Origin of the sequence: Marivita sp. (assembly GCF_020055635.1) — a bacterium.
Taxonomy (GTDB): domain Bacteria; phylum Pseudomonadota; class Alphaproteobacteria; order Rhodobacterales; family Rhodobacteraceae; genus Marivita.
Genome location: NZ_JAIPUT010000009.1, coordinates 45,737 through 67,621, shown reverse-complemented (window position 1 = coordinate 67,621; position 21,885 = coordinate 45,737). Strand labels below are relative to the sequence as shown.

Sequence of the window (21,885 nt, the reverse complement as noted above, 5' to 3'; positions counted from 1 at the left end):
ATGCCGCATCCCTCTAAGGACAGCCAACGAGATTTCGGGCGCTGTCAGTCGGCGCCCTTTCATATTGGCGGGAGCCTGTCCTTCCGCTTCTGATAAAACGAGGATGAACCCATGTCGCGTGTTTGCGAACTGACCGGCAAAGGCCCGATGACTGGCAACAATGTCAGCCATGCCAACAACAAGACCCGTCGGCGTTTCCTGCCGAACCTGAACGACGTGACGCTTCAGTCCGAAACGCTGGGCCGTGGCATCAAGATGCGCATTTCCGCCCACGCGCTGCGCAGCGTCGACCACCGCGGTGGTCTTGACAAGTTCCTTGCCAAGGCAAAGGACACCGAACTGTCGGCCGCCGCGCTGAAGGTGAAGAAGGAAATCGCTAAGGCGCAGACCGCCCAGGCGTAAGCCTTCCGTATGTCGAATTTGACAGCCTCGCAGGGGTTTCCCGGCGGGGCTGTTTCCTTTTGTCGCCTTGCTGCCGGATGTGGGGCGGGTAGGTCATGACCATGCGGTTCTGGATGCGACAGATCACGGTCCTGATGGTCGCGTTGGTGATTGGCGTCACCAGCGTCCAGTTGGCTGCGGCACGCGGCCAGCCTCCTGCGACCGGCACCATGGTGATCTGCACCGGCACCGGTCCTGTGCATATCCTGGTCGATCAGAATGGTGTCCCGACCGGGGGCGTGATGATCTGCCCGGACTACGCCATGGCCTTTTTCGCCGATGTCTGGTCACAGGTCTCCGATGTCCGCCGGATCGACTCGTGGCAGGATGTCTGGGTCGTGCAGCCCGGTGTTCAAAGCGCCGACCAGATCCGGGTCGACGCCCAGGCGAGGGGGCCGCCATTGGCCGTTTGAAACTCACATCCCACTGATTTCAAATGGAAAGACACGAAAATGTTCAAAACGTTTCTCTTCGCCGGGGCGACCACCCTTGCGCTCGCAGCACCCGCCTATGCCGAGATCACCATCGCGGACGCCTACGCGCGCGCCGCCTCGCCGATGGCCAAATCCGGCGCTGCGTTCCTCGTCATCCGCAACACCGACGACACGGCCGACAGGCTGATCGGCGCCAGTTCCGACGCGGCGGCCCGCACCGAATTGCACACCCATCTTGAAGGCGAGGCCGGGGTGATGCGCATGGTGCATGTCGAGGAAGGGTTCGAGCTTCCCGCCGGTGGCACGATCGCGATGCAGCGCGGCGGCGCCCATGTCATGCTCATGGGTCTGACGGACCCGATGGAGCAGGGCGAGACTGTCACCCTCACGCTGACCTTCGAAAAGGCGGGTGACCTCGTGGTCGAGGTTCCCGTCGATCTTGAGCGTCAGGATCACGGCGGCATGACGCACGGCGACATGAAGGGCACCGCGGGCAACTGACCCGGTCAGGCCAGCAGGCGGTCCACCCAGAGGGGAACCGTCCTGCTGGCCGGCCCGGCGACATGGTCATCGAAGGCGTGCGTCATGTCGCTGTCCGCCAGGTTCAATTCGACCGTCGCGGCCCCCGCCAGCCGCGCTTCCTCGACGAATCCCGCAGCCGGATAGACCTGCCCCGACGTGCCGATCGCGGCGAAGAGATCGCAGGTTTGCAGCGCATCGAGGATCCGCTCCATGTGATAGGGCATCTCTCCGAACCACACGACATCGGGCCGCGCGCCGGTCATGCCGCATTTCGGGCAGGTGTCTGTCACGGACATTTCCGAAGGCGCATCCCAGCGATGCGCACAGGCAGCACAAAGCGCCCGCGACAGTTCGCCGTGCATGTGTACCGCCGTCGCACCGGCCTTTTCATGCAGCCCGTCGACATTTTGCGTGACCAGCATCACCTCGCCGCGAAAGTCGGCCTGCAACCGCGCCAGCGCGTCATGCGCAGGATTGGGCGTGGCTTTTGCCGCCTGCTCCCGCCGCGCATTGTAGAAGCGGTGCACCCGCGCCGGGTCGCGGGCAAAACCCTCGGGGGTCGCCACGTCCTCGATCCGGTGCTGGGCCCACAATCCGCCTTCGTCGCGGAAGGTGCCCAGCCCGCTTTCGGCCGATATGCCTGCCCCGGTGAGAATCACGATCCGGTCCACCTGTCGCATCCCGTGCCCTTTCCCGAAACGCCGCGAACGGCTAAGTCCATTGCATGACCTACCGTATCCTCTTTGTCTGTCTGGGCAACATCTGCCGGTCTCCCACCGCCGAGGCGGTCACCCGCGCCAAGGCGCAGCAACGGGGGCTCGACCTGGTGCTCGACAGCGCGGGCACCGGTGACTGGCATGTCGGCAAGCCGCCCTACGGCGCGATGCAGGCGGCGGTCAGTGCGCGAGGCTATGACCTGTCGTCGCTGCGCGCCCGGCAGGTGGGCCGAAAGGACTTCGCCGCGTTCGACCTGATCATCGCGATGGATGACGACAATGTCGCAGACCTGCGCGGTCTGAACCCGGAGGCCGCAGTGCGGGCTTTTACCGATTTCGCGCCCGGCAGTGGCGCCACCCATGTGCCCGACCCGTATTTCACACGGGATTTCGACGGCGCGCTGACGCTGATCGAAAGCTGCGCCGACGGTTTGCTGGACTGGCTGGACGCGTCGGGGACGGCTCAGGCCTGATAGATCGCCTTGGTCACGTACCAGGTCACCGGCACCGCGACGACCGCGCCGATGGCGGCCGCGGCCACGATGGGCACCAGCGTGTCGAACCCGGCGGTCAATACGGCGATCATGGCGGTGCCGGCCAGCGTTGTGCCGATCAGGGAATACAGGATACTGGCAAGTCGGAACATCAGAGCCTCCATAGCGTCTTGGTTGGCTCATCCATGCCACGGGACAAACCGCAAATCCTTGACCCGGATCAAATCGCCGCGATCTGTCGGGCTTTTTCCGCCTCGAGCGCCCTGCAGGCGTCCTTGAGCGTCAGGAAGGTCTTGCGGCGGTGGCACCACGGTGGCGGCCCGTCCTCGTCCCGGTCCTGCCAGTCAAGGCAGGTCCGCGGACAGTGACACGCCCCGCAGGCAACCATCGTCGCCTTCAACTCGTCCAAAAGGAACGGGGCGTCGTCCCCGGAGGGATGCAGACCCAGATGGGCCAGCATCCCTTCATGTGCGCTCAGCCGGGCATCGAAATCGGCCCGCATGGAGTCTAGAAAATCTGACACTTGCTCCTCCCAAAGTGTAAATTTTTCCTGACATAAATGTGTACGGCTGCATGCTGCCTTTGGATCACCGAAAATGCAGAAAAACCGCAACACCCTGAAAGGGCGCGCGGTTTTCGAGCCCCAAGGCGGCTCCGGTCTGGGCAGATGGCAGCAGAAGAAGGGGGCGCGGTCCCGAAGGGGAGCGCGTCCGCAGGGGATGGACTCCGCGCCGTCTAGGCACAGTTCCGGCAGAGCGGGGTTGTCGGCACGGCCTGAAGCCGCTCCTCCGAGATCGGGTCGCCGCACTTCACGCAGATGCCGTAGGTGCCCTTCTCGATCCGCGACAGGGCCGCATCGATCCGGCGCAGTTCGTCAAGATCGGCATTGCCCAGCGCCTCGAGCACTTCGTCCCCCTGCCGCTCCGAGGCGCGGTCTTCCCAATCCTTCGGCATCGGATCGTCAAGGCTGTCCTCGATCTTCGCCAGATCTCCGGTCAACTCGGTCCGGCGCTTCAGAAGCAGCTCTTTGGTGTCGTTCAGGTCCATGACGGTCTCCCTTCCTTTGGTTGATCCTGTCCCGGACCAACGCACTGCGCGTTGATATCGGTCAAATTAAAGTGCCGGTGGGAAAAAGAGGCGCACCGGGCGGTGCCGCCCGTTACTCCGATACCTCCACGACCTCGAGGCCGATATTGCCGATCACCGTGTTGCGCCCGAGGTCGCGATGCATCAGCACACCGTCGACGATATAGAGATCCTCGACGTCGAACAGGAAGGGACCCACACCCGCCGACGCGATCCGCACCTTGTCGGTGCGCGCCATCGCATCCCGGCCCTGAAGCGTGACATAGCCCGATCCGGCCGCGATCAGGCTGAAGCGGGTGGGGTCGGAATTGGCGGCAAGGTTGCTGACGATATACAGGATCTCGTCCGTGTCGGTGATCCGATCTGCGCGAAAATAGCACGCGCCTTCATAGCCGCCCAGCGCCATCGCCGTGAGACCCGCAACCGCGATGGTCACCGGTGCCGTGGCGAGCGCCGTCGCCGTGCCGACCGCTCCGCCGGCCCCCGAAGCGATGCTGCCGCCCGCCGCCGCCGCGCTGCTGACGCCGCTGCCGATCATGCTGACACCCGAGACCGGGTTTTCCAGCGTGTAGGCCCCCATCGCCCGCACCCCTTCGGCGGTGACGGCGCCAATCGTCCCGGCGGTGGACTTGGCCGCCTTTCCGGCCTTGCCGGCAAGCACGCTGGGGCGGAAATCGCAGACATCGGCCTGCACGGACGGCGCGGCCAGCACAAGGGCAGCCAGGAGAATCGATCGCATGAGTGGTGGTCCTGCTCGGGTGTTTTTCAGGCAGCTTACGCCAAACCGGGGCCCGATGTCAGGGCGGCGCGATCACGTTCCGGTGGACCGGCAACAGACCGCGCACCTCCGCATGGCGCCGTAGGGTGCGTGCAAGCACGCACCCTACGCCCGGAAAGACGGGTTCAGCTGTCCATCTTCAATGCAGAGATGAACGCTTCCTGCGGGATGTCGACCTTGCCGAACTGGCGCATCTTCTTCTTGCCGGCTTTCTGCTTTTCCAGAAGCTTCTTCTTCCGGGTCGCGTCGCCGCCATAGCATTTCGCCGTCACGTCCTTGCGCAGCGCGGCGAGGGTCTCGCGGGCGATGACCTTGCCGCCGATGGCCGCCTGAATGGGGATCTTGAACATGTGGCGCGGGATCAGGTCCTTGAGCTTTTCACACATTGCCCGCCCGCGGGTTTCCGCCCGGTCGCGGTGCACCATCGTGGAAAGCGCATCGACCGGTTCGTCGTTCACGAGGATCTGCATCTTGACCAGGTTGTCTTCGCGATACCCGATCATCTGGTAATCGAACGACGCATAGCCCTTGGTCACCGATTTCAGCCGGTCGTAGAAATCGAACACCACCTCGTTCAGCGGCAGGTCATAGACCACCATCGCGCGGTTGCCGACATAGGTCAGGTCCAGCTGTTCACCGCGCCGGTCCTGGCACAGCTTGAGAACGTCACCCAGATATTCGTCCGGCACGAGGATCGATGCCTTGATGCGCGGCTCCTCGATATGGTCGATGGTGGACGGATCGGGCATGTCGGCGGGGTTGTGCAGTTCAAGCATCTCGCCGTCGCGCGTGTAGATGTGATAGATCACCGACGGTGCCGTGGTGATCAGGTCGATATCGTATTCGCGCTCCAGCCGGTCGCGCACCACTTCGAGGTGCAGCAGGCCAAGGAACCCGCAGCGGAACCCGAAGCCAAGCGCGGCCGAGGTTTCCATCTCGGATGTGAAGGACGCATCGTTCAGCGCGAGTTTTTCGATCGCGCCGCGCATGTCCTCGAAATCGTTGGCATCGACCGGGAACAGTCCGCAGAACACCACCGGGATCGACGGTTTGAAGCCGGGCAGGGGAGCCTCGCAGCCCTTCTTCTCGGTCGTGATCGTATCGCCGACACGGGTGTCGCTGACCTGCTTGATCTGCGCGGTGATATAGCCGATCTCGCCGGGGCCAAGCGTGTCCACCGCCTGCATCGCCGGGCGATATACGCCGACGCGGTCGATGTCATAGGTGCCGCCGGTCTTCATCATCTTGATGCGCTGGCCCTTTTTCAGCACCCCGTCGATGACGCGCACGATCACCACGACGCCCAGATAGGGGTCGTATTTGCTGTCCACCAGCATCGCCTTGAGCGGCTTGCCCGCATCGCCTTCATGGGGCGGCGGCAGGCGCTTGACGATGGCCTCCAGCACGGCCGGGATGCCGATGCCGGTCTTGGCTGAAATCTCCAGAGCCTCTGACGCGTCGATGCCGATCACGTCCTCGATCTGTTCCTTCACCCGCTCGGGTTCCGATGCGGGCAGGTCGATCTTGTTGAGAACCGGCACGATCTCGTGATCCGCATCGATCGCGGTATAGACGTTCGCCAGCGTCTGCGCCTCGACGCCTTGTGTGGCGTCCACCACCAGCAGCGAGCCCTCGACCGCGCGCATCGACCGCGACACCTCGTAGGCGAAATCCACGTGTCCGGGCGTGTCGATCAGGTTCAGAATATAGGTCTCGCCATCCTCGGCCTTGTATTCGATCCGGACCGTGTTGGCCTTGATCGTGATGCCGCGCTCGCGCTCGATATCCATCGAATCGAGAAGCTGTTCCTTCATCTCCCGTTCCGTGACGGTGTTCGTCGATTGGATCAGCCGGTCGGCCAGGGTGGATTTCCCGTGGTCGATATGGGCAACGATGGAGAAATTGCGGATATGCGAAAGCTCTGTCATGCGCGGGATATGATGCGGTTTTGAGGTCTGGTCAAGGTGGCGTGACGCGGCTTGCGGCTTTGACAAAAGGTGATTTGAAAACGTCGCGCGTTTCGGGCATCCTTGCATAAGGCACAGACCGACGATGCCGGGCGCAAGACCCGGACGCGGGACGATGACAAGCGAGCAGGCAGCATGAGATTTCTGGCATCACTACTGGCATTGGCATTGGTCGCAGGATGTGGCGGCAACCGTTTGGATCGGGGCGACAGCGGCGTAGTCACGCGGTTTTCCTCCGGCCCGATCAGCCGGGCCTGCTTGTCCTCGGACCGAAAGGCGCGCACGTCGCGGCTGTGCGGTTGCATCCAGACGGTCGCCAATCAGTCCCTGTCCGGCTCGGATCAGCGCCGGGCGTCGCGGTTCTTTGAAGACCCGCAGCGCGCGCATGATGTCTGGATGTCGAAAAGCCCGTCGGACGATGCGTTCTGGGAACGCTACAAGGTCTTTGCCGCGCGCTCCGAACAATCCTGCCGCGGCTACTGAGACAGGTCGAGAAACGCCCGCACGGACGCTTCGAACTCGCGCGGCCTTTCGGCATGCAACCAATGACCCGCGCCGGGGATTTTTGCAAACCGGGCCTTGGGGAACAGGCGCTTGATGGCCGGGCGATGGTCTGCCGCGATGTAATCGGATTCCGCGCCGGACAGGAACAGCGTGGGTTTGTCGAAACTCCCCGCGATCTCGGGAAAGCCGAGGATCTTCGGCATTTCTTCGGTCAGCGCCTCGAGGTTCAGCTTCCAGCGTTTCGCCTTCAGGTCCAGCGACTGGGTGAAGAACGCCTGCAATGTCGGGTCCGGAACCGTCGCGGCTAGCTGTTCGACGGCATCCGAGCGCTTCTCGACCCGAGACAGGTCCACCGCGCGCATCGCCTCGATGAACTGGATCTGCGAATGTCCGTATGCAACCGGCGCGATATCCGCCACGATCAGCCGGTTCACAAGTTCGGGCCGGGTCAGTGCCAGCACCATCGCCGCCTTGCCACCCATCGAATGCCCCAGCACGTCCATCGGGCCACCCTGCGCGGCGATCACCTCGGCCAGATCGTCGGCCATGTCGGGATAGCCGTGGCTGTCGGACCAGAAACTGTCTCCGTGATTGCGCATGTCGACGGCCGTGACCGGACCACGATCCGACAGGCGCTTGCCGATCACTCCCCAGTTGCGACCCGAGCCGTACAGCCCGTGAACGATGAGAAGATGCGGGGCTGTGCCGGTCGAATGGGTAAACAATGTGTTCAGCATATTGGCCTCATAAAGCGCCGATACCCGCTTGAGCAAGGGGGTGGCGCGCCTTACACCCATGCCATGGAACATGTCGAGATGATACGGACCCAGGCGGATCAGCTTCGCACGCTCATGGCCCAGCGACTGGGCCTCAAGCGCGGGTCGCTGGCCCGACGTGTGGCCAGGGCCGGGCGGCGTCTGCCCTCGGGAGTGCGCAACGACATCGCCACCGTGGCCGAGGCCGAGAAGATCGCCAGCAATCCCAAATTGGCGGTGCGTCTGGACGCCAACACGATCAAGAGTTCTTATGACCGGGCCGCCGTTCACCTGCGCGCCATCGATGTCGCCGACCGCCGCAAGGGGATGGCCTTGTCGATCCTCGGCAGCATGGCCTTCAACTTCCTTGCCGCGATGACATTGCTCCTCGTCGTCCTGCGCTGGCGCGGACTGATCTGACGCCGTTGACCCGGTGACCCGGCACCCTAGATGACCGCGTCATGAACAAGGCACTCATCATCGGTTCGAGCGGCGGCATCGGCACGGCGCTGACACAGGCCCTGACCGCCCGCGGCGTGGCCGTGACCGGCCTTTCGCGCAGCGGCGACGGGCTCGACGTGACGGACGAGGCCAGTGTGTCGGAGGCGCTTGGCGCCCTGGACGGCCCCTTCGATCTGGTGTTCGTCGCCACCGGCGCCTTGGAGATCAACGGGGCCAAACCGGAAAAGACCCTGCGCCATGTCTCCGCCGAGGCGATGATCGACCAGTTCAAGCTGAACACGGTCGGTCCGTCGCTTGTCCTGAAACATTCGATGCGGTTGCTGCCCCGCACCGGGCGGGCGGTCTTTGCGGCATTGTCGGCGCGCGTCGGGTCGATCGGCGACAACCGGCTGGGAGGCTGGTACAGCTATCGCACCTCCAAGGCGGCGCTGAACCAGATGTTGCACGGCGCGGCTGTCGAGCTTGGGCGCACACATAAGGACCTGATCTGCGTGGCGCTGCATCCCGGCACGGTCGAGACGCCGTTCACCGAGAAATATGTCGGCCATAATCCGTCCGTTCCGGCCAGCGAAGCGGCGGAAAACCTGCTCTCGGTTCTGGATGACCTGACATCCGGGGACACTGGCAAGTTCTACGACTGGCAGGGCAAGGAGGTGCCGTGGTGAGCCGCCTCGTTCTCGTCCTCGGCGATCAATTGACCGACACCATGTCCGCGCTTGAAGCGGCCGACAAGACATCGGACGTGGTCGTGATGGCCGAGGTTTCCGAAGAAGCGACCTATGTCCAGCATCATCCCAAGAAGATCGCCTTCATCTTTTCCGCGATGCGCAAATTCGCGGCCCGTCTTCAGGACGATGGCTGGGACGTCCGCTACACGAAACTCGATGACGCCGAAAACGCAGGCTCCATCCCCGGCGAGCTGCTGCGCCGGGCCAATGACACCGGCGCAACCGAGGTGATCGCGACGCAACCCGGCGAATGGCGCTTGATCGGCGCGCTGGAGGACATGCCGCTCAAGCTGAGCATGAAACCCGACACCCGGTTCGTCAGCACGCAGGAGGAATTCGACGCTTGGGCCGAGGGCCGCAAGGCGCTGCGGATGGAGTATTTCTACCGCGACATGCGCCGCAAGACCGGGCTCTTGATGGATGGCGACGACCCCGAGGGCGGCAAGTGGAATTACGATGCCGAGAACCGCAAGCCCGCGCCCGATGACATCGCCTTTTTCGGCCCGATGCAGTTCACGCCCGACGATACGGTCAACGAGGTGCTCGACCTTGTGCAGGCACGCTTCGGCAATTCCTTCGGAACGCTGCGCCCCTTCCATTTCGGCACCGATCAGGAACAGGCCCGGCGCGCGCTGACGCATTTTGTCACCTACGCGCTGCCGCGGTTCGGCGATTACCAGGACGCGATGCTCAACGACAACCGCTTTCTCTACCACGCGCTGATCTCGCCTTACCTGAATGTCGGGCTGCTCGACCCGATGGAGGTCTGCCGAGCCGCCGAAGAGGCGTACCGGGACGGCCACGCGCCGCTCAACGCCGTCGAAGGCTTCATCCGCCAGATCATCGGCTGGCGCGAATACGTGCGCCGCATCTATTTCCGCGAAGGCCCGGACTACCCCCGCCGCAATGCGCTGAACCACCAGCGCAAGCTGCCGTGGTTCTACTGGACCGGCGAGACGGACATGAACTGTCTCGCCAAGGCGATCACCCAGACCAAGGAAGAGGCTTACGCCCACCACATCCAACGCCTGATGGTGACGGGCAATTTCGCGCTCCTGGCCGGCATCGACCCTTACGAGGTGCATGACTGGTATCTGCGCGTCTACATCGACGCATATGAATGGGTGGAGGCCCCGAACACCGTGGGCATGAGCCAGTTCGCCGATGGCGGGATCATCGCCTCCAAGCCCTACGTGTCGTCCGGCGCCTATATCAACCGGATGTCGGATTACTGCAAATCCTGCCGCTACAAGGTCAATGACAAGACCGGCAAGGATGCCTGTCCGTTCAACCTGCTGTACTGGCATTTCCTGGATCGGCACGCCGAAAGGTTCAGCGGGAACAACCGCATGAACCAGATCTATGCCAATTGGAAACGGATGGATCAGGACCGCAAGGACACGATCCTGTCCGAAGCCGAGGCGTTTCTTGACGGGTTGAACTGAGGTCTCCTGTCAACCCGGCCCAGCGGTGGATCGACCCGTTTCGGGTCAACCCGAAATCACGAGGCGTCGACGCCTCGTTTACCCGTAATGCGCAACCGGCGTTCCGGCGATCGCCGCCATGTTCAGCAAGCCGCGCGGCGTGATGCCCGGTGTGACCACATGCGCGCGGTTGCTCATGCCCATCAGGATCGGCCCCACCTCGAGCCCGCCCGCCCGCATCTTGAGGATGTTGCGCACCGCCGAGGCCGCGTCGGCGTGCCCGAAGATCAGCACGTTTGCGGTGCCGGCCATCCGGTTGCCGGGCAGGGTGCGTTCGCGCAGGTCCGGATCGAGCGCCGCATCGACGTTCATCTCGCCCTCGTAGCAGAAATCGCGCGGTTCCGCGTCGAGCAGCGCAATCGCCTCGCGCAGCCGTTTGCCCGAGCCTTCCTCCTGGTTGCCGAACTGCGATTGCGAACAGAAGGCGATGCTCGGCGCGAGACCGAAGCGCCGCACATGCCGCGCCGCGCCGATCGCCGTCTGGGCCAGTTCCTCGGGCGTCGGGAGGGACCGCACATGCGTGTCGGCAATGAAAAGCGGCCCGTCTTCGAGGATCATCATGCTCAGCGCGCCATGCGGAGTGTGCTCGGCTGTGCCCAAAACCTGCGTGACATAGTTCAGGTGCCAGCGGAATTCGCCGAAGGTGCCGCAGATCAGGCTGTCTGCCTCGCCGCGATGTACCATGACCGCGCCGATCGCGGTGGTGTTGGTGCGCATGATCGCGCGGGCAAGATCGGGCGTCACGCCGCGCCGCGCCATGATCTTGTGGTAGGTCTCCCAGTAGTCGCGGTAGCGGGGGTCGTTTTCCGGGTTCACCAGCGTGAAGTCGCGTTCAGGACGGATCTCCAGACCCAACCGCTCGCAGCGCGTGGCGATCACGTCAGGACGGCCGATCAGGATCGGGGTCTCGGTGGTTTCCTCGAGAATGGCTTGCGCGGCCCGCAACACCCGCTCGTCCTCGCCCTCGGCAAAGACGATTCGACGTGCGCCGGTGGCGGCCGCCTGGAACACCGGCCGCATGAGCAGCGCGGACTTGTAGACGCTTGCATCCAGCTTGGCCTTGTAGGCCGCCAGGTCGTCGAGCGGCCGGAGCGCGACACCCGATTCCATCGCGGCCTTGGCCACGGCGGTCGAAACCACGCCGGACAGCCGCGGATCGAAGGGTTTCGGGATCAGGTATTCCGACCCGAAGGTGAGCTGTTCGCCATGATAGGCCGCCGCCGCCTCTGCGCTTGTGGTGGCGCGGGCCAGCTTGGCGATGCCCTCGACGCAGGCGATTTGCATGTCGTCATTGATCTCGGTCGCGCCGACGTCCAATGCGCCGCGAAAGATGAACGGGAAACACAGCACGTTGTTGACCTGGTTGGGAAAATCGCTGCGTCCCGTCGCCATGATCGCACCCGGTGCCACCTCGCGCACCTCGTCGGGCAGGATCTCCGGCGTCGGGTTGGCCAGCGCAAAGATGATCGGGCGATCCGCCATCCGCGCAACCATCTCGGGCTTCAGCACCTTGGGGCCGCTCAGGCCAAGGAACAGGTCCGCCCCGTCGATCACGTCATCCAGGCCGCGCAGGTCGCTGTTCTGCGCAAAGGCCGCCTTTTGCGGGTTCATGTCCTCGGCCCGGCCTTCATAGACCAGCCCGTGAATGTCGCAGAGCCAGATGTTTTCGCGCTTCACGCCCAGCTTGACCAACATGTTCAGGCAGGCGATGCCCGCAGCCCCGCCGCCCGTGGACACGATCTTGATGTCCTCGAACGCCTTGCCCGCCACGTGCAGCGCATTGGTCGCGGCCGCACCCACCACGATGGCGGTGCCGTGCTGGTCGTCGTGAAAGACCGGGATGTTCATCCGCTCGCGGCATAGCTTTTCGACGATGAAACAATCGGGGGCCTTGATGTCTTCGAGGTTGATCGCGCCGAAGGTCGGCTCTAGCGCGCAGACGATATCGGCCAGCTTTTCGGGGTCGCTCTCGTTAACCTCGATATCGAAACAGTCGATATTGGCGAATTTCTTGAACAGGACCGCCTTGCCCTCCATCACCGGCTTGGAGGCCAGCGCGCCGATATTGCCAAGCCCGAGGACGGCGGTGCCGTTGGTGACCACCGCAACAAGGTTGCCCTTGGCGGTGTAGCGCGCCGCGTTGGTCGCATCGGCCTTGATCTCGAGACAGGCTTCGGCCACGCCGGGACTGTAGGCGCGGGACAGGTCACGCCCGTTGGCAAGCGGCTTGGTGGCGCGGATTTCAAGCTTACCCGGCTTGGGATGCTCGTGATAGAACAGCGCCGCCTGGCGCAGTGACTCGTTGGTGCCGTCCGACATGAAAATTCCCCCCGCACGTGTTTGGTTTAGGGGTAAACCACAACGGTGCGGAGGGAAAGAGCGCCGGGGCAGCGCTCGTTCACGAAGCTGAATTCAGATATTCTTTAAGATGCGCGATCCGGCGTTCGGCCTGGCGGCGCGTCAGGCTGGCATCGAAGGGCTCGTCCGCCTCGCTGGTCAACTCGCGCAGCTCGACCGCCTGTACTTCGGTCATCTCTTCTTCCGGGTCGGGGCCCAATCCAAGCGATGGATCAAGCGCAATGCTGTTTCGCATCGGCATGTTGTACTCCTTGGTTTGAGGCGGAACGCGACGACACGCCAAGAGGTTCCCGCGAGCCCTTGCATTCGGCGTCGCGGCCTCGCAATCATGCAGGTCACAACAATGGGGCGGGACAGAGATGGAATTGAAGGACGCAGCGCACGCGGTTCGGGAAAACGCCTATGCGCCTTATTCGCGGTTCAAGGTGGGTGCGGCCCTGCGCGCCGCCGACGGCACCGTCTTCAGCGGCTGCAATGTCGAGAACGTGGCCTATCCCGAAGGCACCTGTGCCGAAGCCGGCGCGATTGCCGCGATGGTGGCGGCGGGCGCGACCGTCATCACCGAAGCCTACGTGATCGCCGACAGCCCGTCACCCGTGCCACCCTGTGGCGGTTGCCGCCAGAAACTGGCCGAGTTCGCGGCCAAGGATGTGCCGGTGACACTCGCGACACTGGACGGCACCGAGTTCAAGACGACGGTGGGCGATCTGCTGCCCGGCGCGTTCGACGCAGGCCACATGGATAAAAGCTGATGGATGCAAGGGCCATCATCGCCACGCTGCGCAAGGGCGGCACGCCGGATGCCGAGTCGCTTTCGTGGTTCGCGCAGGGGCTTGCCGATGGCTCAGTCACCGATGCGCAGGCCGGGGCCTTTGCGATGGGGGTCTGCCTGACCGGGCTGGGCGACAGCGGCCGCGCCGCGTTTACAGCCGCCATGCGCGACAGTGGCAAGGTCCTGCGCTGGGATCTCGACGCGCCGGTACTGGACAAGCATTCGACCGGCGGCGTCGGCGATTGCGTCAGCCTGATCCTTGCACCCGCTCTGGCAGCCTGCGGCGTCTACGTGCCGATGATCTCGGGGCGGGGCTTGGGCCATACCGGGGGGACGCTCGACAAGCTCGAGGCCATTCCCGGTTTCCGCACCACGCTGACCGAAGACCAGTTCCGCCAGGTGGTGGCCAAGGTTGGCTGCGCCATTGTCAGCGCCAGCGCCGATATCGCCCCCGCCGACAAGCGGCTGTACGCGATCCGCGACGTGACCGCGACAGTCGAAAGCCTTGACCTGATCACCGCCTCGATCCTGTCCAAGAAACTGGCGGCAGGGCTCGAAGGGCTGGTGCTCGACGTCAAATGCGGCTCGGGTGCCTTCATGAAATCCGCAGACAGCGCCCGTGCGCTGGCCCGCGCGCTGGTCGATACGGCGAACGCCACCGGCTGTCCGACATCCGCGCTGATCACCGACATGTCGCAACCCCTGGCCCCCAGCCTCGGCAACGCGCTTGAAGTGGTCGACGTGATGCGCGTCCTGACCGGGGCGGCGTCCGGGCGGCTCCTCGACTTGACGGTTGCGCTGGGGGGGGTCTTGCTGGACCAGGCCGGGCTCGGTGACGGACCCGCAAAGATCCGCACCGCCATCAGCAGCGGCGCCGCAGCCGAGAAATTCGGGGCGATGGTCTACGCGATGGGCGGCCCGGTGCATTTCGTCGAGGACTGGGTGCGTTTCCTGCCCGAAGCGCCGGTGATCCGCGAAGTGACCGCGCCTGCCTCCGGCACCGTCACCGCCATTGACGGAGAAGCGCTGGGCCTGACCGTCGTGTCGCTGGGCGGCGGGCGACAGGTGGAATCCGACGTGGTCGATCCCGCCGTGGGGCTCGGCGATGTGGTCTCCATCGGGGACACCATCACCAAAGGCCAACCGCTGGCCCGCATCCATGCCGCCCGCGAAGGGCAGGCCGACGCGGCCGAAAACGCGGTGCGCGCCGCGATCACTCTGGGCGACGGGCCTGCAACCGCGCCCAAGCTGGTTCTGGAGCAGATCACATGAGCCGCGCTTTCCTTGTCGTCATGGATTCCGTCGGCATCGGCGGCGCGCCGGACGCCGATCTTTTCTTCAATGACGGCACAGCCGACACCGGGGCCAACACCGTTCTGCACATCGCCCAGGCCTGCGCGGCAGGCCGCGCCGAGAACGGGCGCAGCGGACCCTTGCGCCTGCCGACACTCGACGCGCTGGGCCTGGGCCGGGCCGTCGAACTGGCATGTGGCGAAACCGCACCGGGCCTTGATGCATCACCCACCGGGCTTTGGGGTGCCGCGACCGAGATCTCCAGAGGCAAGGATACGCCCTCGGGTCATTGGGAACTCGCGGGCCTGCCGGTGCCGTGGGACTGGACCTATCTTCCGGACACTGTGCCGTCCTTCCCGCCCGAGATCACCGACCGGATCTGCGCCCTCGCGGGCACGGATGGCATTCTTGGAAATTGCCACAGCAACGGGATCAAGGTGATCGAAACCTTCGGGGCCGAGCATCTGCGCAGCGGCAAACCGATCTGCTACACCTCTGCCGACAGCGTCGTCCAGATCGCCGCCCATGAAGAGGCGTTTGGCCTCGACCGTCTGCTCAAGCTCTGCCAGGACCTCGCGCCGATGTGCCATGACCGCAAGATCGGGCGGGTGATCGCGCGGCCCTTTGTCGGACAGGAGGGCCGGTTCGAACGCACCACCAATCGCCGCGACTATGCCATCGCGCCGCCCCGACCCGTGCTCACCAACTGGGTGCAGGAGGCCGGCCAACGCGTTGTCGGTATTGGCAAGATCGGCGACATCTTTTCGATGGCGGGGATCGACGAGGTTCACAAGGGCGCCGATGCCAGGCTGATGGATCTCCTCGCGCATCAGATCGACACCGCCCCAGACGGGGCTCTGATCTTTGCCAATTTCGTCGAATTCGACAGCAAGTACGGCCACCGCCGCGATGTGTCCGGCTATGCAGGCGCGCTGGAATGGTTCGACGGCGCGTTGGGCAGGCTGCTGCCGCGCCTCAAACCCGATGACCTGTTGCTCATCACCGCCGATCATGGCAACGACCCGACGTGGATCGGCACGGACCACACCCGCGAACGCGTGCCCGTGCTGATTGCCGGGGCCGGCACGGGCGAAATTGGCCATGTCGGATTTGTGGACGTGGCTGCCAGCATCGCCGCGCATCTGCGTGTTGAGCCAAGAGGATCGGGGCGGAGTTTCCTGTGATGGATGAAGAACAGCGCGAACGCATGCGCCGCGGCATGGACGAAGAACAGCTTGACCGCATCATGCGCCTGCCCAAGGTCGAACTGCATCTGCATCACGAAGGCGCGGCGCCGCCTGCCTTCATCCGGGGGCTCGCCAAGGACAAATCTGTCAACCTCAACGGCGTGTTCAAAGCCGATGGCAGCTATGCCTTCCGCGATTTCGTGCATTTCCTGAGCGTCTACGAAGCCGCGACAAGCGTGCTCAAGACACCCGAGGATTACGCGCGCCTGACCAAGGCGGTGCTTGAAGAAAGCGCCGCAAATGACGTGGTCTATTCCGAAACCTTCCTGTCGCCGGATTTTTGCGGCGGTGGCGATGTGGGCGCATGGCGCGAATACCTGCACGCCATCCGCGACGCCGCCATTGAGGCCGAACGCGACACCGGCATCATCCTGCGCGGCATCGTCACATGCATCCGCCATTTCGGCCCTGACAAAGCCAAGGCCTCGGCGCTTTGTGCTGCTGAAACCGCGGGTGACTGGATCGTCGGCTTCGGCATTGCCGGGGACGAGATGAAGGGCAAACCCAGGGACTTTGCTTACAGCTTTGACATGGCACGTGAAGCCGGATTGCGCCTGACCGCGCATGCGGGTGAATGGGGCGGTGCGCAATCGGTGCGGGATGCTGTCGAGGACCTGAAGGTCGAACGCATCGGCCACGGCGTCCATGCAATCAACGATCTGGCGCTTGTGGACGAGCTTGTGGAAAACGAAATTACCCTCGAGATTTGTCCGGGTTCCAACGTGAACCTGAACGTCTACCCGAACCTTGCCGCGCACCCCATTGAAAAGCTGCGGCAACGCGGGGTGAAGGTCACGGTCTCGACCGACGATCCGCCCTTCTTTCATACCACGATGCGCGACGAATACCTCAAGCTTGCCCGCAGCTTTGGCTGGGACGAGGCTGTTTTCGCCGAGATAAACGACACCGCCGCCCGCGCGGCCTTCTGCGACGAGGACACCCGGGCCCGTGTCCTGAAACGACTGGAGCGCACATGACCCAACACCTGACCATCGTCGACCACCCGCTGGTGCAGCACAAGCTGAGCCTGATGCGCGAAATAGACACCTCGACCAAGTCGTTCCGCCAATTGCTGCGCGAAATCAGCCACTTGCTGGCCTACGAGGTGACACGCAACCTGCCGCTCACCACCAAGCGCATCGAAACCCCGATGTGCGAGATGGACGCCCCGGTGATCGACGGCAAGAAGCTTGCCCTGATCTCGATCCTGCGCGCGGGCAACGGGCTGCTCGACGGCATCCTCGACCTGATCCCGGCGGCGCGGGTGGGGTTTGTCGGTCTCTACCGCGACGAGGCCACACTCAAGCCGGTGCAGTATTACTTCAAGGTCCCGTCGCAACTCGAGGATCGCATTACGATTGTCGTCGATCCGATGCTCGCCACCGGCAACAGTTCGGCGGCCGCGATCGACCTGCTCAAGGAGGCAGGCGCCAAGAACATCATCTTCCTCTGCCTGCTTGCCGCCCCCGAAGGCGTCGCCCGCATGAAGGAGGCACATCCCGACGTGCCCATCGTCACCGCGTCCCTTGACGAGCGTCTGAACGAGAACGGCTATATCGTGCCCGGCCTGGGTGACGCGGGCGACCGGATGTTCGGCACGAAGTAGCCCTTTACACTCAATGACCTGACAGGCAGTCTTGGGACACATCTGTGGGGACAGAGCCATGACCGGACATATCTTCAAAGCCGTGGCCGTGCTGGTCGCGGTGCTTGCCGCATCGTCTGACGCCACCGCGCAGAACCTGCGATCGGTCGGGCCACCGGCGGAAACCCCGCCGGCAAGCTTCGAGGGGCGTCAATATGTCGACAGTCGGGGCTGCGTCTATGTCCGGGCGGGGGTCGACGGGGCGGTGACCTGGGTGCCGCGCGTGTCCCGTGACCGTCAGTTGATCTGCGGACAGCAACCCAGCCTTGCGCAGCCCCCGGCCACCGTGGCACAGGCGCCGGCGCCGGTCGTCAGCACGCCGCAACGGGTGGTGCCGTCCGTACCCGATCGCCGCGTTCAGGTTCGGAAATACAGCCCGAAAGCCGCCCCGGCTCAGCCCGTGCGTCGCGAACCGCGTATCGTGCCGGAACATGTCTACAAACAGAATGGCGACACGCTGCCGCCGCTGCCGAAAGGCTACGAACCCGCCTGGGAGGACGACCGCCTCAACCCGCACCGTGCGCACATGACCCGCCAGGGCCACCGCGCGACGCAGCAGATCTGGAGCAACACCGTGCCGCGTCGTCTTCTGTCAGAGCCGCAAGAGATCCAGGAACCGGTGATCGTCGGGCGCGGCAAGGGCCTCGGTCACTGATCACTCACCGCAGATGCCCTGCAACCGCACCCAGTCCGCATCGCTCAGAACCGGCCGCGTGTCGGTGCCGCTGACCGGGTCGGCCTCGATCAGGGGAAGGGACGTTTCGCCCGTGATGTCAATGGCATAGGCATAAGGCGTGCTGCGCAGATTGGCGGTTTCGAACCCCGCCAGCACCACCTCGTTCGCAAGCGGAACAGGCTCCCGCGACAGAAGATATTCGCTGTAGCGGTCCAGATCGTCCTCGGCCAGTTGTCCGGTCGTCAAAAGCCGCAGGCTCGACCACAGCCCGGTCTGGATCAGCAGTTCCTCAAGCGGATCCTGAGACAAAGCGCGCAACCGCTCCACCAGGATATAGCCTGCGGTCACGTCGGGCTCTTCGGGGTCTTCGATCATCGCGCGGTTCAGCAGGATGCGCCCGCCGGGCAGATGCGCGGTTTCCGCAACACCGCCGGGCAGCACCACAAGCGCGCCGCGTTGCGCCGGGCCAAGCACCCGCGAAGCCAGCCGTCGCAGCGGTTCCTGCGCATCGCGCGTCATGCAGGGCTGACCGGAAATCCGGGTGATCCGCGCCAGAAGCGCGTCGCCGATCTCGATGCGCTTGACGGCCGGGACCACCTGCACCGTATGCCGCAAAAGCGCATCCGGCAGCCAGAACACGACAAAGCCCACGACCAAAGCCGCGATGAAGGTTGTGATCCACACCCGAAGCTTGCCGGGCTTGGCGCGGCTCCTGTCGATGGCCGAGCGGATACGCTCGATCGCGTCGATCATCTGGGCGCTGTCCTCGCCGAATTCGAGCGTTTCGCCCGGATCGCCATCGGGATGATAGATCGCGGGCATCTGCCCCTTGTTGGCGCGCGCCACGGCGGCCACCGACCAATGCGCCAGCACGTTTTCCCGCAGATCGAGGATCGTCAGCGACGCATCGCCCAGCGACACGATCACATCCTTTCGCTGGTCCGCGGGCGTCGCACGCCAGACAGCTTCGGCCTCCAGCCGTTGAAATTCCTTCAGCGCGGTCATGCGGGCTGCTCTGCCTCGTTGATTGCAGGCAAGGGTACACCCGCGCGGAGTTTCGCGCAATGCGGCAGAGGGGGGATACGCCTGCACATCGACGGCCGGATCTCGACCCGTTTGTGGCGTGGTCTTGCGGATGAGGGGTGGCTCTGCGGAGCTTTGCTGCCGATGGTGTCCCGCTCAAGAGCAATCGTCGCACGGCACAGGTTTCTGGATGATAACGCCTCAAAGGTCTTTCGAAAAATAGTGCAGATACGGGCGCAGCATCGGTTGATCGTTGTATGTCGTCGTTTCCACGGGCTCATCCAGTTCCACAAAGCCAAGCTTGGGATAAAGATCTCGCATCTCGACATTGGGCGTGAGCGTGTCTGCTATCAGGCGCTTCAACCCCATGTTGCGCGCCGCGTTTTCCCGCGCTTCGATCAAGGCTCTGCCGGTGCCGGTGCCCCTTGCGTCTTCGATGACAAAGACCCGTTTCAATTCTCCTGTCTGTTGATCGAGGCGTTTCAACATACCGCATCCGACGATGCCACCGGTCTTGTTTCGCGCGATCACGAGGCAGCCCTTGGGCGGCAAGTAGTCGCCCGAATTGGCCCAAAATTCTGCAAGTGCGCTCTTCGGAGCGGCAAGAGGGATATCAAAGCCCATGCCTCGCATGCGGTGCACGATCAGCTCATAATACTGAGACAGAATGCCGTTGAGCTCTTCTCGGGGTGGCAAACTTTGGCAGAGTTCGATCTCGATGTTTTTCATAAAAATACCCTGAAAATCGCAAAGTTTTTTTGGCGACGGACCGTCGCAATATGTTCAGCATCAAAGCGCCTTGGCCCGCTCGCGCAGCTGGAACTTCTGGATCTTGCCGGTCGAGGTCTTGGGCAGTTCCTCGAACACCACCTTCTTGGGTGTCTTGAACCCCGCCAGCCGCGACCGGGCAAAGGCGATCAGCTCTTCCTCGGTGGCGCTGTGGTTGCCCTTCAGCTCGACAAAGGCGCAGGGCACTTCGCCCCAGGTGTCGTCCGGCTTGGCCACGACGGCACAGAGCAGCACCGCGTCATGGGCCATCAGGCAGCCTTCGACCTCGACCGAGGAAATGTTCTCGCCGCCCGAGATGATGATGTCCTTGGCGCGGTCGGCGATCTGCACATGGCCGTCGGGATGCATCACCGCGATGTCGCCGGAATGGAAATGCCCGCCGGCAAACGCCTCTTCAGTGGCCTTGGGGTTCTTGAGGTAGCCCTTCATCACCGCATTGCCGCGAATGACGATCTCGCCCTGCGTGGTGCCATCACGCGGCACCGGCGCGCCTTCGGAGTCCAGAACGTCGATCTTTTCCATCATCGGAAAGGCAACACCCTGCCGCGCCTTGATGGCGGATTTGGCGTCCTGCTCCAGCCCGTCCCAGGCATCGCCGTTCCAGAGACATTCGGTGACATGGCCATAGGTCTCGGTCAGCCCGTAGACCTGCATCACGTGAAAGCCCAGATCGCCGATCTTGGCCAGCGTCGCCGGGGCAGGCGGCGCGCCTGCGGTGTAGACTTTCACCAGATGGTCAAAATCGCGCCGCTCGCTCGGGTCGCAATTCACGATTGTGTTCAGGATGATGGGCGCACCGCCGAAATGCGTGACACCCTCGTCGGCGATCGCGTTATAGATCGCCCGCGCCGAGATATCGCGGCAACACACCACCGTGCCGCCCAGAAGCGGCATCATCCAGGTGTGGTTCCAGCCGTTGCAATGAAACAGCGGCACGATGGTCAGGTATTTCGGCCGCAGCGCCATTTCCCAACTGACCGCCGTGCCCATCGTCATCAGGTAGGCGCCGCGATGGTGGTAGACGACCCCCTTGGGCCGCCCGGTGGTGCCCGAGGTGTAGTTGAGCGCGAGGCTCTCCCACTCATCCTGGGGCATGATCCAGTCGAACTCCGGATCGGCCGCGGCCAGCACGTCTTCATATTGCGGATAGTCGCTGGTTGCGTTGACACCTTCATGTGGGTCGGCAACCTCGATCACGGCGGGGGCAGCGCCCTCCATCTGCTCCATGGCTTCGGCAAGAACCGACATGAACTGCGGGTCACACAGAACCACCTTCGCCTCGCCATGGTCGAGGATATAGGCGATCGTGTCCACATCCAGCCGCGTGTTGATGGTGTTGAGCACCGCACCACAGGCGGGAACGCCGAAATGCGCTTCGGCCTGCGCGGGAATGTTGGGCAGGATCGTTGCGACGACGTCGCCCGGCCTGATCCCCATCGCCGCGAGCGCCGACGCCAGCCGCGTCACCCTGTCGTGGTATTCGCGGTAGGTCTTGCGATGCGGACCATGCACCACGGCAAGCGTGTCCGGGAACACCTCTGCCGCGCGTTGCAGATGCGACAGCGGCGTCAAGGGCACATGGTTCGCTGCGCGTTTGTCCAGACCCGTTTCATCCCGCATCCAACCCATGATGCACTCTCCATAAACCCCTGATCCCAAGGACATAGCGCAGCGATTGACGTTTGGAAAAGCAAATCCTTGCGCCGATCCG

At 63.8% G+C, this 21,885-nt stretch carries 25 protein-coding genes and 1 pseudogene; 14 read left to right on the top strand and 12 right to left on the bottom strand.

Features of this window, described 5'->3' with window-relative positions; all coding sequences use genetic code 11:
* Positions 1-111 precede the first annotated feature (111 nt).
* From rpmB to LCF60_RS06895, 3 genes are all read left to right on the top strand, one after another.
* Entirely contained in the window at positions 112-402 is a 291-nt protein-coding gene (rpmB, locus tag LCF60_RS06905) for a 50S ribosomal protein L28 (protein ID WP_292290644.1), read from the top strand.
* Between the two features lie 95 nt (positions 403-497).
* Positions 498-854: a hypothetical protein gene (locus tag LCF60_RS06900; protein ID WP_292290643.1), complete on the top strand. Its 357-nt coding sequence runs from the start codon at positions 498-500 to the stop codon at positions 852-854.
* A gap of 39 nt (positions 855-893) precedes the next feature.
* Positions 894-1,376: a copper chaperone PCu(A)C gene (locus LCF60_RS06895; RefSeq protein WP_292290642.1), complete on the top strand. Its 483-nt coding sequence runs from the start codon at positions 894-896 to the stop codon at positions 1,374-1,376.
* Between the two features lie 5 nt (positions 1,377-1,381).
* Here LCF60_RS06895 and LCF60_RS06890 read toward each other — a convergent pair whose 3' ends face one another.
* Positions 1,382-2,077, bottom strand: coding sequence for an NAD-dependent deacylase (locus LCF60_RS06890; protein WP_292290641.1), 696 nt, complete (start codon positions 2,075-2,077; stop codon positions 1,382-1,384).
* 44 nt (positions 2,078-2,121) lie between these two features.
* On the opposite strand from LCF60_RS06890, the gene LCF60_RS06885 reads away from it, so the two are divergent.
* Positions 2,122-2,586: a low molecular weight protein-tyrosine-phosphatase gene (locus tag LCF60_RS06885; protein ID WP_292290640.1), complete on the top strand. Its 465-nt coding sequence runs from the start codon at positions 2,122-2,124 to the stop codon at positions 2,584-2,586.
* Here LCF60_RS06885 and LCF60_RS06880 read toward each other — a convergent pair.
* The 5 genes from LCF60_RS06880 to lepA form a co-directional block, all read right to left on the bottom strand.
* Positions 2,577-2,759 carry a CTP synthetase gene (locus LCF60_RS06880; protein WP_292290638.1) on the bottom strand — a complete coding sequence of 61 codons (183 nt, stop codon included), beginning with the start codon at positions 2,757-2,759 and terminating at the stop codon, positions 2,577-2,579. The two genes, LCF60_RS06885 and LCF60_RS06880, sit on opposite strands and share 10 nt — an antisense overlap.
* A 68-nt stretch (positions 2,760-2,827) precedes the next feature.
* The gene (locus tag LCF60_RS06875) at positions 2,828-3,130 is read right to left on the bottom strand and encodes a DUF6455 family protein (RefSeq protein WP_292290636.1); all 303 of its coding nucleotides are present in this window, start codon (positions 3,128-3,130) and stop codon (positions 2,828-2,830) included.
* 212 nt (positions 3,131-3,342) lie between these two features.
* Complete coding sequence (locus LCF60_RS06870; protein WP_292290634.1) at positions 3,343-3,654, bottom strand: TraR/DksA family transcriptional regulator; 312 nt, start codon at positions 3,652-3,654, stop codon at positions 3,343-3,345.
* 112 nt (positions 3,655-3,766) lie between these two features.
* The gene (locus tag LCF60_RS06865) at positions 3,767-4,432 is read right to left on the bottom strand and encodes a hypothetical protein (protein WP_292290633.1); all 666 of its coding nucleotides are present in this window, start codon (positions 4,430-4,432) and stop codon (positions 3,767-3,769) included.
* A 164-nt stretch (positions 4,433-4,596) separates the two neighbouring features.
* Positions 4,597-6,399 (bottom strand): translation elongation factor 4, encoded by a 1,803-nt coding sequence (gene lepA, locus LCF60_RS06860; RefSeq protein ID WP_292290632.1) that lies wholly within the window; start codon positions 6,397-6,399, stop codon positions 4,597-4,599.
* Positions 6,400-6,501: 102 nt separating this feature from the next.
* On the opposite strand from lepA, the gene LCF60_RS06855 reads away from it, so the two are divergent.
* Complete coding sequence (locus tag LCF60_RS06855; RefSeq protein WP_363318399.1) at positions 6,502-6,921, top strand: hypothetical protein; 420 nt, start codon at positions 6,502-6,504, stop codon at positions 6,919-6,921.
* Here LCF60_RS06855 and LCF60_RS06850 read toward each other — a convergent pair.
* On the bottom strand, positions 6,915-7,679 hold the full coding sequence (locus LCF60_RS06850; RefSeq protein WP_292290715.1) for an alpha/beta fold hydrolase: 765 nt from the start codon (positions 7,677-7,679) through the stop codon (positions 6,915-6,917). The genes LCF60_RS06855 and LCF60_RS06850 overlap by 7 nt on opposite strands.
* Positions 7,680-7,742: 63 nt before the next feature.
* Between LCF60_RS06850 and LCF60_RS06845 the strand changes: the two genes are divergently transcribed.
* Genes LCF60_RS06845 through LCF60_RS06835 form a run of 3 tightly spaced genes read left to right on the top strand, consistent with a single transcriptional unit; the run spans position 7,743 to position 10,332 of the window.
* Positions 7,743-8,117, top strand: a complete 375-nt coding sequence (locus LCF60_RS06845) for a hypothetical protein (RefSeq protein WP_292290631.1) — start codon at positions 7,743-7,745, stop codon at positions 8,115-8,117.
* 41 nt (positions 8,118-8,158) lie between these two features.
* Positions 8,159-8,824 carry an SDR family NAD(P)-dependent oxidoreductase gene (locus tag LCF60_RS06840; RefSeq protein ID WP_292290630.1) on the top strand — a complete coding sequence of 222 codons (666 nt, stop codon included), beginning with the start codon at positions 8,159-8,161 and terminating at the stop codon, positions 8,822-8,824.
* Positions 8,818-10,332, top strand: coding sequence for a cryptochrome/photolyase family protein (locus tag LCF60_RS06835; protein WP_292290628.1), 1,515 nt, complete (start codon positions 8,818-8,820; stop codon positions 10,330-10,332). Before LCF60_RS06840 ends, LCF60_RS06835 begins: the two co-directional genes overlap by 7 nt.
* 78 nt (positions 10,333-10,410) lie before the next feature.
* Here the strand turns inward: LCF60_RS06835 and LCF60_RS06830 are convergent, their stop codons facing one another.
* Positions 10,411-12,690: an NADP-dependent malic enzyme gene (locus LCF60_RS06830; RefSeq protein WP_292290627.1), complete on the bottom strand. Its 2,280-nt coding sequence runs from the start codon at positions 12,688-12,690 to the stop codon at positions 10,411-10,413.
* 79 nt (positions 12,691-12,769) lie between these two features.
* Positions 12,770-12,970 (bottom strand): DUF3072 domain-containing protein, encoded by a 201-nt coding sequence (locus LCF60_RS06825; protein ID WP_292290625.1) that lies wholly within the window; start codon positions 12,968-12,970, stop codon positions 12,770-12,772.
* A gap of 112 nt (positions 12,971-13,082) precedes the next feature.
* Here LCF60_RS06825 and LCF60_RS06820 point away from each other — a divergent pair.
* The 6 genes and pseudogenes from LCF60_RS06820 to LCF60_RS06795 form a co-directional block, all read left to right on the top strand.
* Positions 13,083-13,481: pseudogene (locus LCF60_RS06820) on the top strand (cytidine deaminase); the annotation flags it as partial.
* Positions 13,481-14,773, top strand: coding sequence for a thymidine phosphorylase (locus LCF60_RS06815; RefSeq protein ID WP_292290623.1), 1,293 nt, complete (start codon positions 13,481-13,483; stop codon positions 14,771-14,773). The pseudogene LCF60_RS06820 and the gene LCF60_RS06815, both read left to right, overlap by 1 nt.
* Positions 14,770-15,978, top strand: coding sequence for a phosphopentomutase (locus LCF60_RS06810; protein WP_292290621.1), 1,209 nt, complete (start codon positions 14,770-14,772; stop codon positions 15,976-15,978). The genes LCF60_RS06815 and LCF60_RS06810 overlap by 4 nt, the downstream gene beginning before the upstream one ends.
* A gap of 62 nt (positions 15,979-16,040) precedes the next feature.
* Entirely contained in the window at positions 16,041-17,018 is a 978-nt protein-coding gene (locus LCF60_RS06805) for an adenosine deaminase (RefSeq protein WP_292290713.1), read from the top strand.
* Positions 17,015-17,647, top strand: a complete 633-nt coding sequence (upp, locus tag LCF60_RS06800; RefSeq protein ID WP_292290620.1) for a uracil phosphoribosyltransferase — start codon at positions 17,015-17,017, stop codon at positions 17,645-17,647. Before LCF60_RS06805 ends, upp begins: the two co-directional genes overlap by 4 nt.
* Positions 17,648-17,705: 58 nt before the next feature.
* Positions 17,706-18,341, top strand: coding sequence for a hypothetical protein (locus tag LCF60_RS06795; RefSeq protein WP_292290618.1), 636 nt, complete (start codon positions 17,706-17,708; stop codon positions 18,339-18,341).
* Here LCF60_RS06795 and LCF60_RS06790 read toward each other — a convergent pair whose 3' ends face one another.
* The 3 genes from LCF60_RS06790 to LCF60_RS06780 all read right to left on the bottom strand — a co-directional run bounded on the left by LCF60_RS06790 (position 18,342) and on the right by LCF60_RS06780 (position 21,803).
* On the bottom strand, positions 18,342-19,367 hold the full coding sequence (locus LCF60_RS06790; RefSeq protein WP_292290617.1) for a hypothetical protein: 1,026 nt from the start codon (positions 19,365-19,367) through the stop codon (positions 18,342-18,344).
* 219 nt (positions 19,368-19,586) lie between these two features.
* Complete coding sequence (locus LCF60_RS06785; protein ID WP_292290615.1) at positions 19,587-20,114, bottom strand: GNAT family N-acetyltransferase; 528 nt, start codon at positions 20,112-20,114, stop codon at positions 19,587-19,589.
* Between the two features lie 60 nt (positions 20,115-20,174).
* Positions 20,175-21,803 (bottom strand): AMP-binding protein, encoded by a 1,629-nt coding sequence (locus tag LCF60_RS06780; protein ID WP_292290614.1) that lies wholly within the window; start codon positions 21,801-21,803, stop codon positions 20,175-20,177.
* Positions 21,804-21,885 lie beyond the last annotated feature (82 nt).

Excerpts from the sequence above, each read along its gene's own strand:
- rpmB (WP_292290644.1), top strand. The coding sequence starts at position 112 with ATGTCGCGTGTTTGCGAACTGACCGGCAAAGGCCCGATGACTGGCAAC.
- LCF60_RS06900 (WP_292290643.1), top strand. The coding sequence starts at position 498 with ATGACCATGCGGTTCTGGATGCGACAGATCACGGTCCTGATGGTCGCG.
- LCF60_RS06895 (WP_292290642.1), top strand. The coding sequence starts at position 894 with ATGTTCAAAACGTTTCTCTTCGCCGGGGCGACCACCCTTGCGCTCGCA.
- LCF60_RS06890 (WP_292290641.1), bottom strand. The coding sequence starts at position 2,077 with ATGCGACAGGTGGACCGGATCGTGATTCTCACCGGGGCAGGCATATCG.
- LCF60_RS06885 (WP_292290640.1), top strand. The coding sequence starts at position 2,122 with ATGACCTACCGTATCCTCTTTGTCTGTCTGGGCAACATCTGCCGGTCT.
- LCF60_RS06880 (WP_292290638.1), bottom strand. The coding sequence starts at position 2,759 with ATGTTCCGACTTGCCAGTATCCTGTATTCCCTGATCGGCACAACGCTG.
- LCF60_RS06870 (WP_292290634.1), bottom strand. The coding sequence starts at position 3,654 with ATGGACCTGAACGACACCAAAGAGCTGCTTCTGAAGCGCCGGACCGAG.
- LCF60_RS06865 (WP_292290633.1), bottom strand. The coding sequence starts at position 4,432 with ATGCGATCGATTCTCCTGGCTGCCCTTGTGCTGGCCGCGCCGTCCGTG.
- lepA (WP_292290632.1), bottom strand. The coding sequence starts at position 6,399 with ATGACAGAGCTTTCGCATATCCGCAATTTCTCCATCGTTGCCCATATC.
- LCF60_RS06850 (WP_292290715.1), bottom strand. The coding sequence starts at position 7,679 with ATGCTGAACACATTGTTTACCCATTCGACCGGCACAGCCCCGCATCTT.
- LCF60_RS06845 (WP_292290631.1), top strand. The coding sequence starts at position 7,743 with ATGGAACATGTCGAGATGATACGGACCCAGGCGGATCAGCTTCGCACG.
- LCF60_RS06840 (WP_292290630.1), top strand. The coding sequence starts at position 8,159 with ATGAACAAGGCACTCATCATCGGTTCGAGCGGCGGCATCGGCACGGCG.
- LCF60_RS06830 (WP_292290627.1), bottom strand. The coding sequence starts at position 12,690 with ATGTCGGACGGCACCAACGAGTCACTGCGCCAGGCGGCGCTGTTCTAT.
- LCF60_RS06825 (WP_292290625.1), bottom strand. The coding sequence starts at position 12,970 with ATGCCGATGCGAAACAGCATTGCGCTTGATCCATCGCTTGGATTGGGC.
- LCF60_RS06815 (WP_292290623.1), top strand. The coding sequence starts at position 13,481 with ATGGATGCAAGGGCCATCATCGCCACGCTGCGCAAGGGCGGCACGCCG.
- LCF60_RS06810 (WP_292290621.1), top strand. The coding sequence starts at position 14,770 with ATGAGCCGCGCTTTCCTTGTCGTCATGGATTCCGTCGGCATCGGCGGC.
- LCF60_RS06805 (WP_292290713.1), top strand. The coding sequence starts at position 16,041 with ATGCGCCTGCCCAAGGTCGAACTGCATCTGCATCACGAAGGCGCGGCG.
- upp (WP_292290620.1), top strand. The coding sequence starts at position 17,015 with ATGACCCAACACCTGACCATCGTCGACCACCCGCTGGTGCAGCACAAG.
- LCF60_RS06795 (WP_292290618.1), top strand. The coding sequence starts at position 17,706 with ATGACCGGACATATCTTCAAAGCCGTGGCCGTGCTGGTCGCGGTGCTT.
- LCF60_RS06790 (WP_292290617.1), bottom strand. The coding sequence starts at position 19,367 with ATGACCGCGCTGAAGGAATTTCAACGGCTGGAGGCCGAAGCTGTCTGG.
- LCF60_RS06785 (WP_292290615.1), bottom strand. The coding sequence starts at position 20,114 with ATGAAAAACATCGAGATCGAACTCTGCCAAAGTTTGCCACCCCGAGAA.
- LCF60_RS06780 (WP_292290614.1), bottom strand. The coding sequence starts at position 21,803 with ATGGGTTGGATGCGGGATGAAACGGGTCTGGACAAACGCGCAGCGAAC.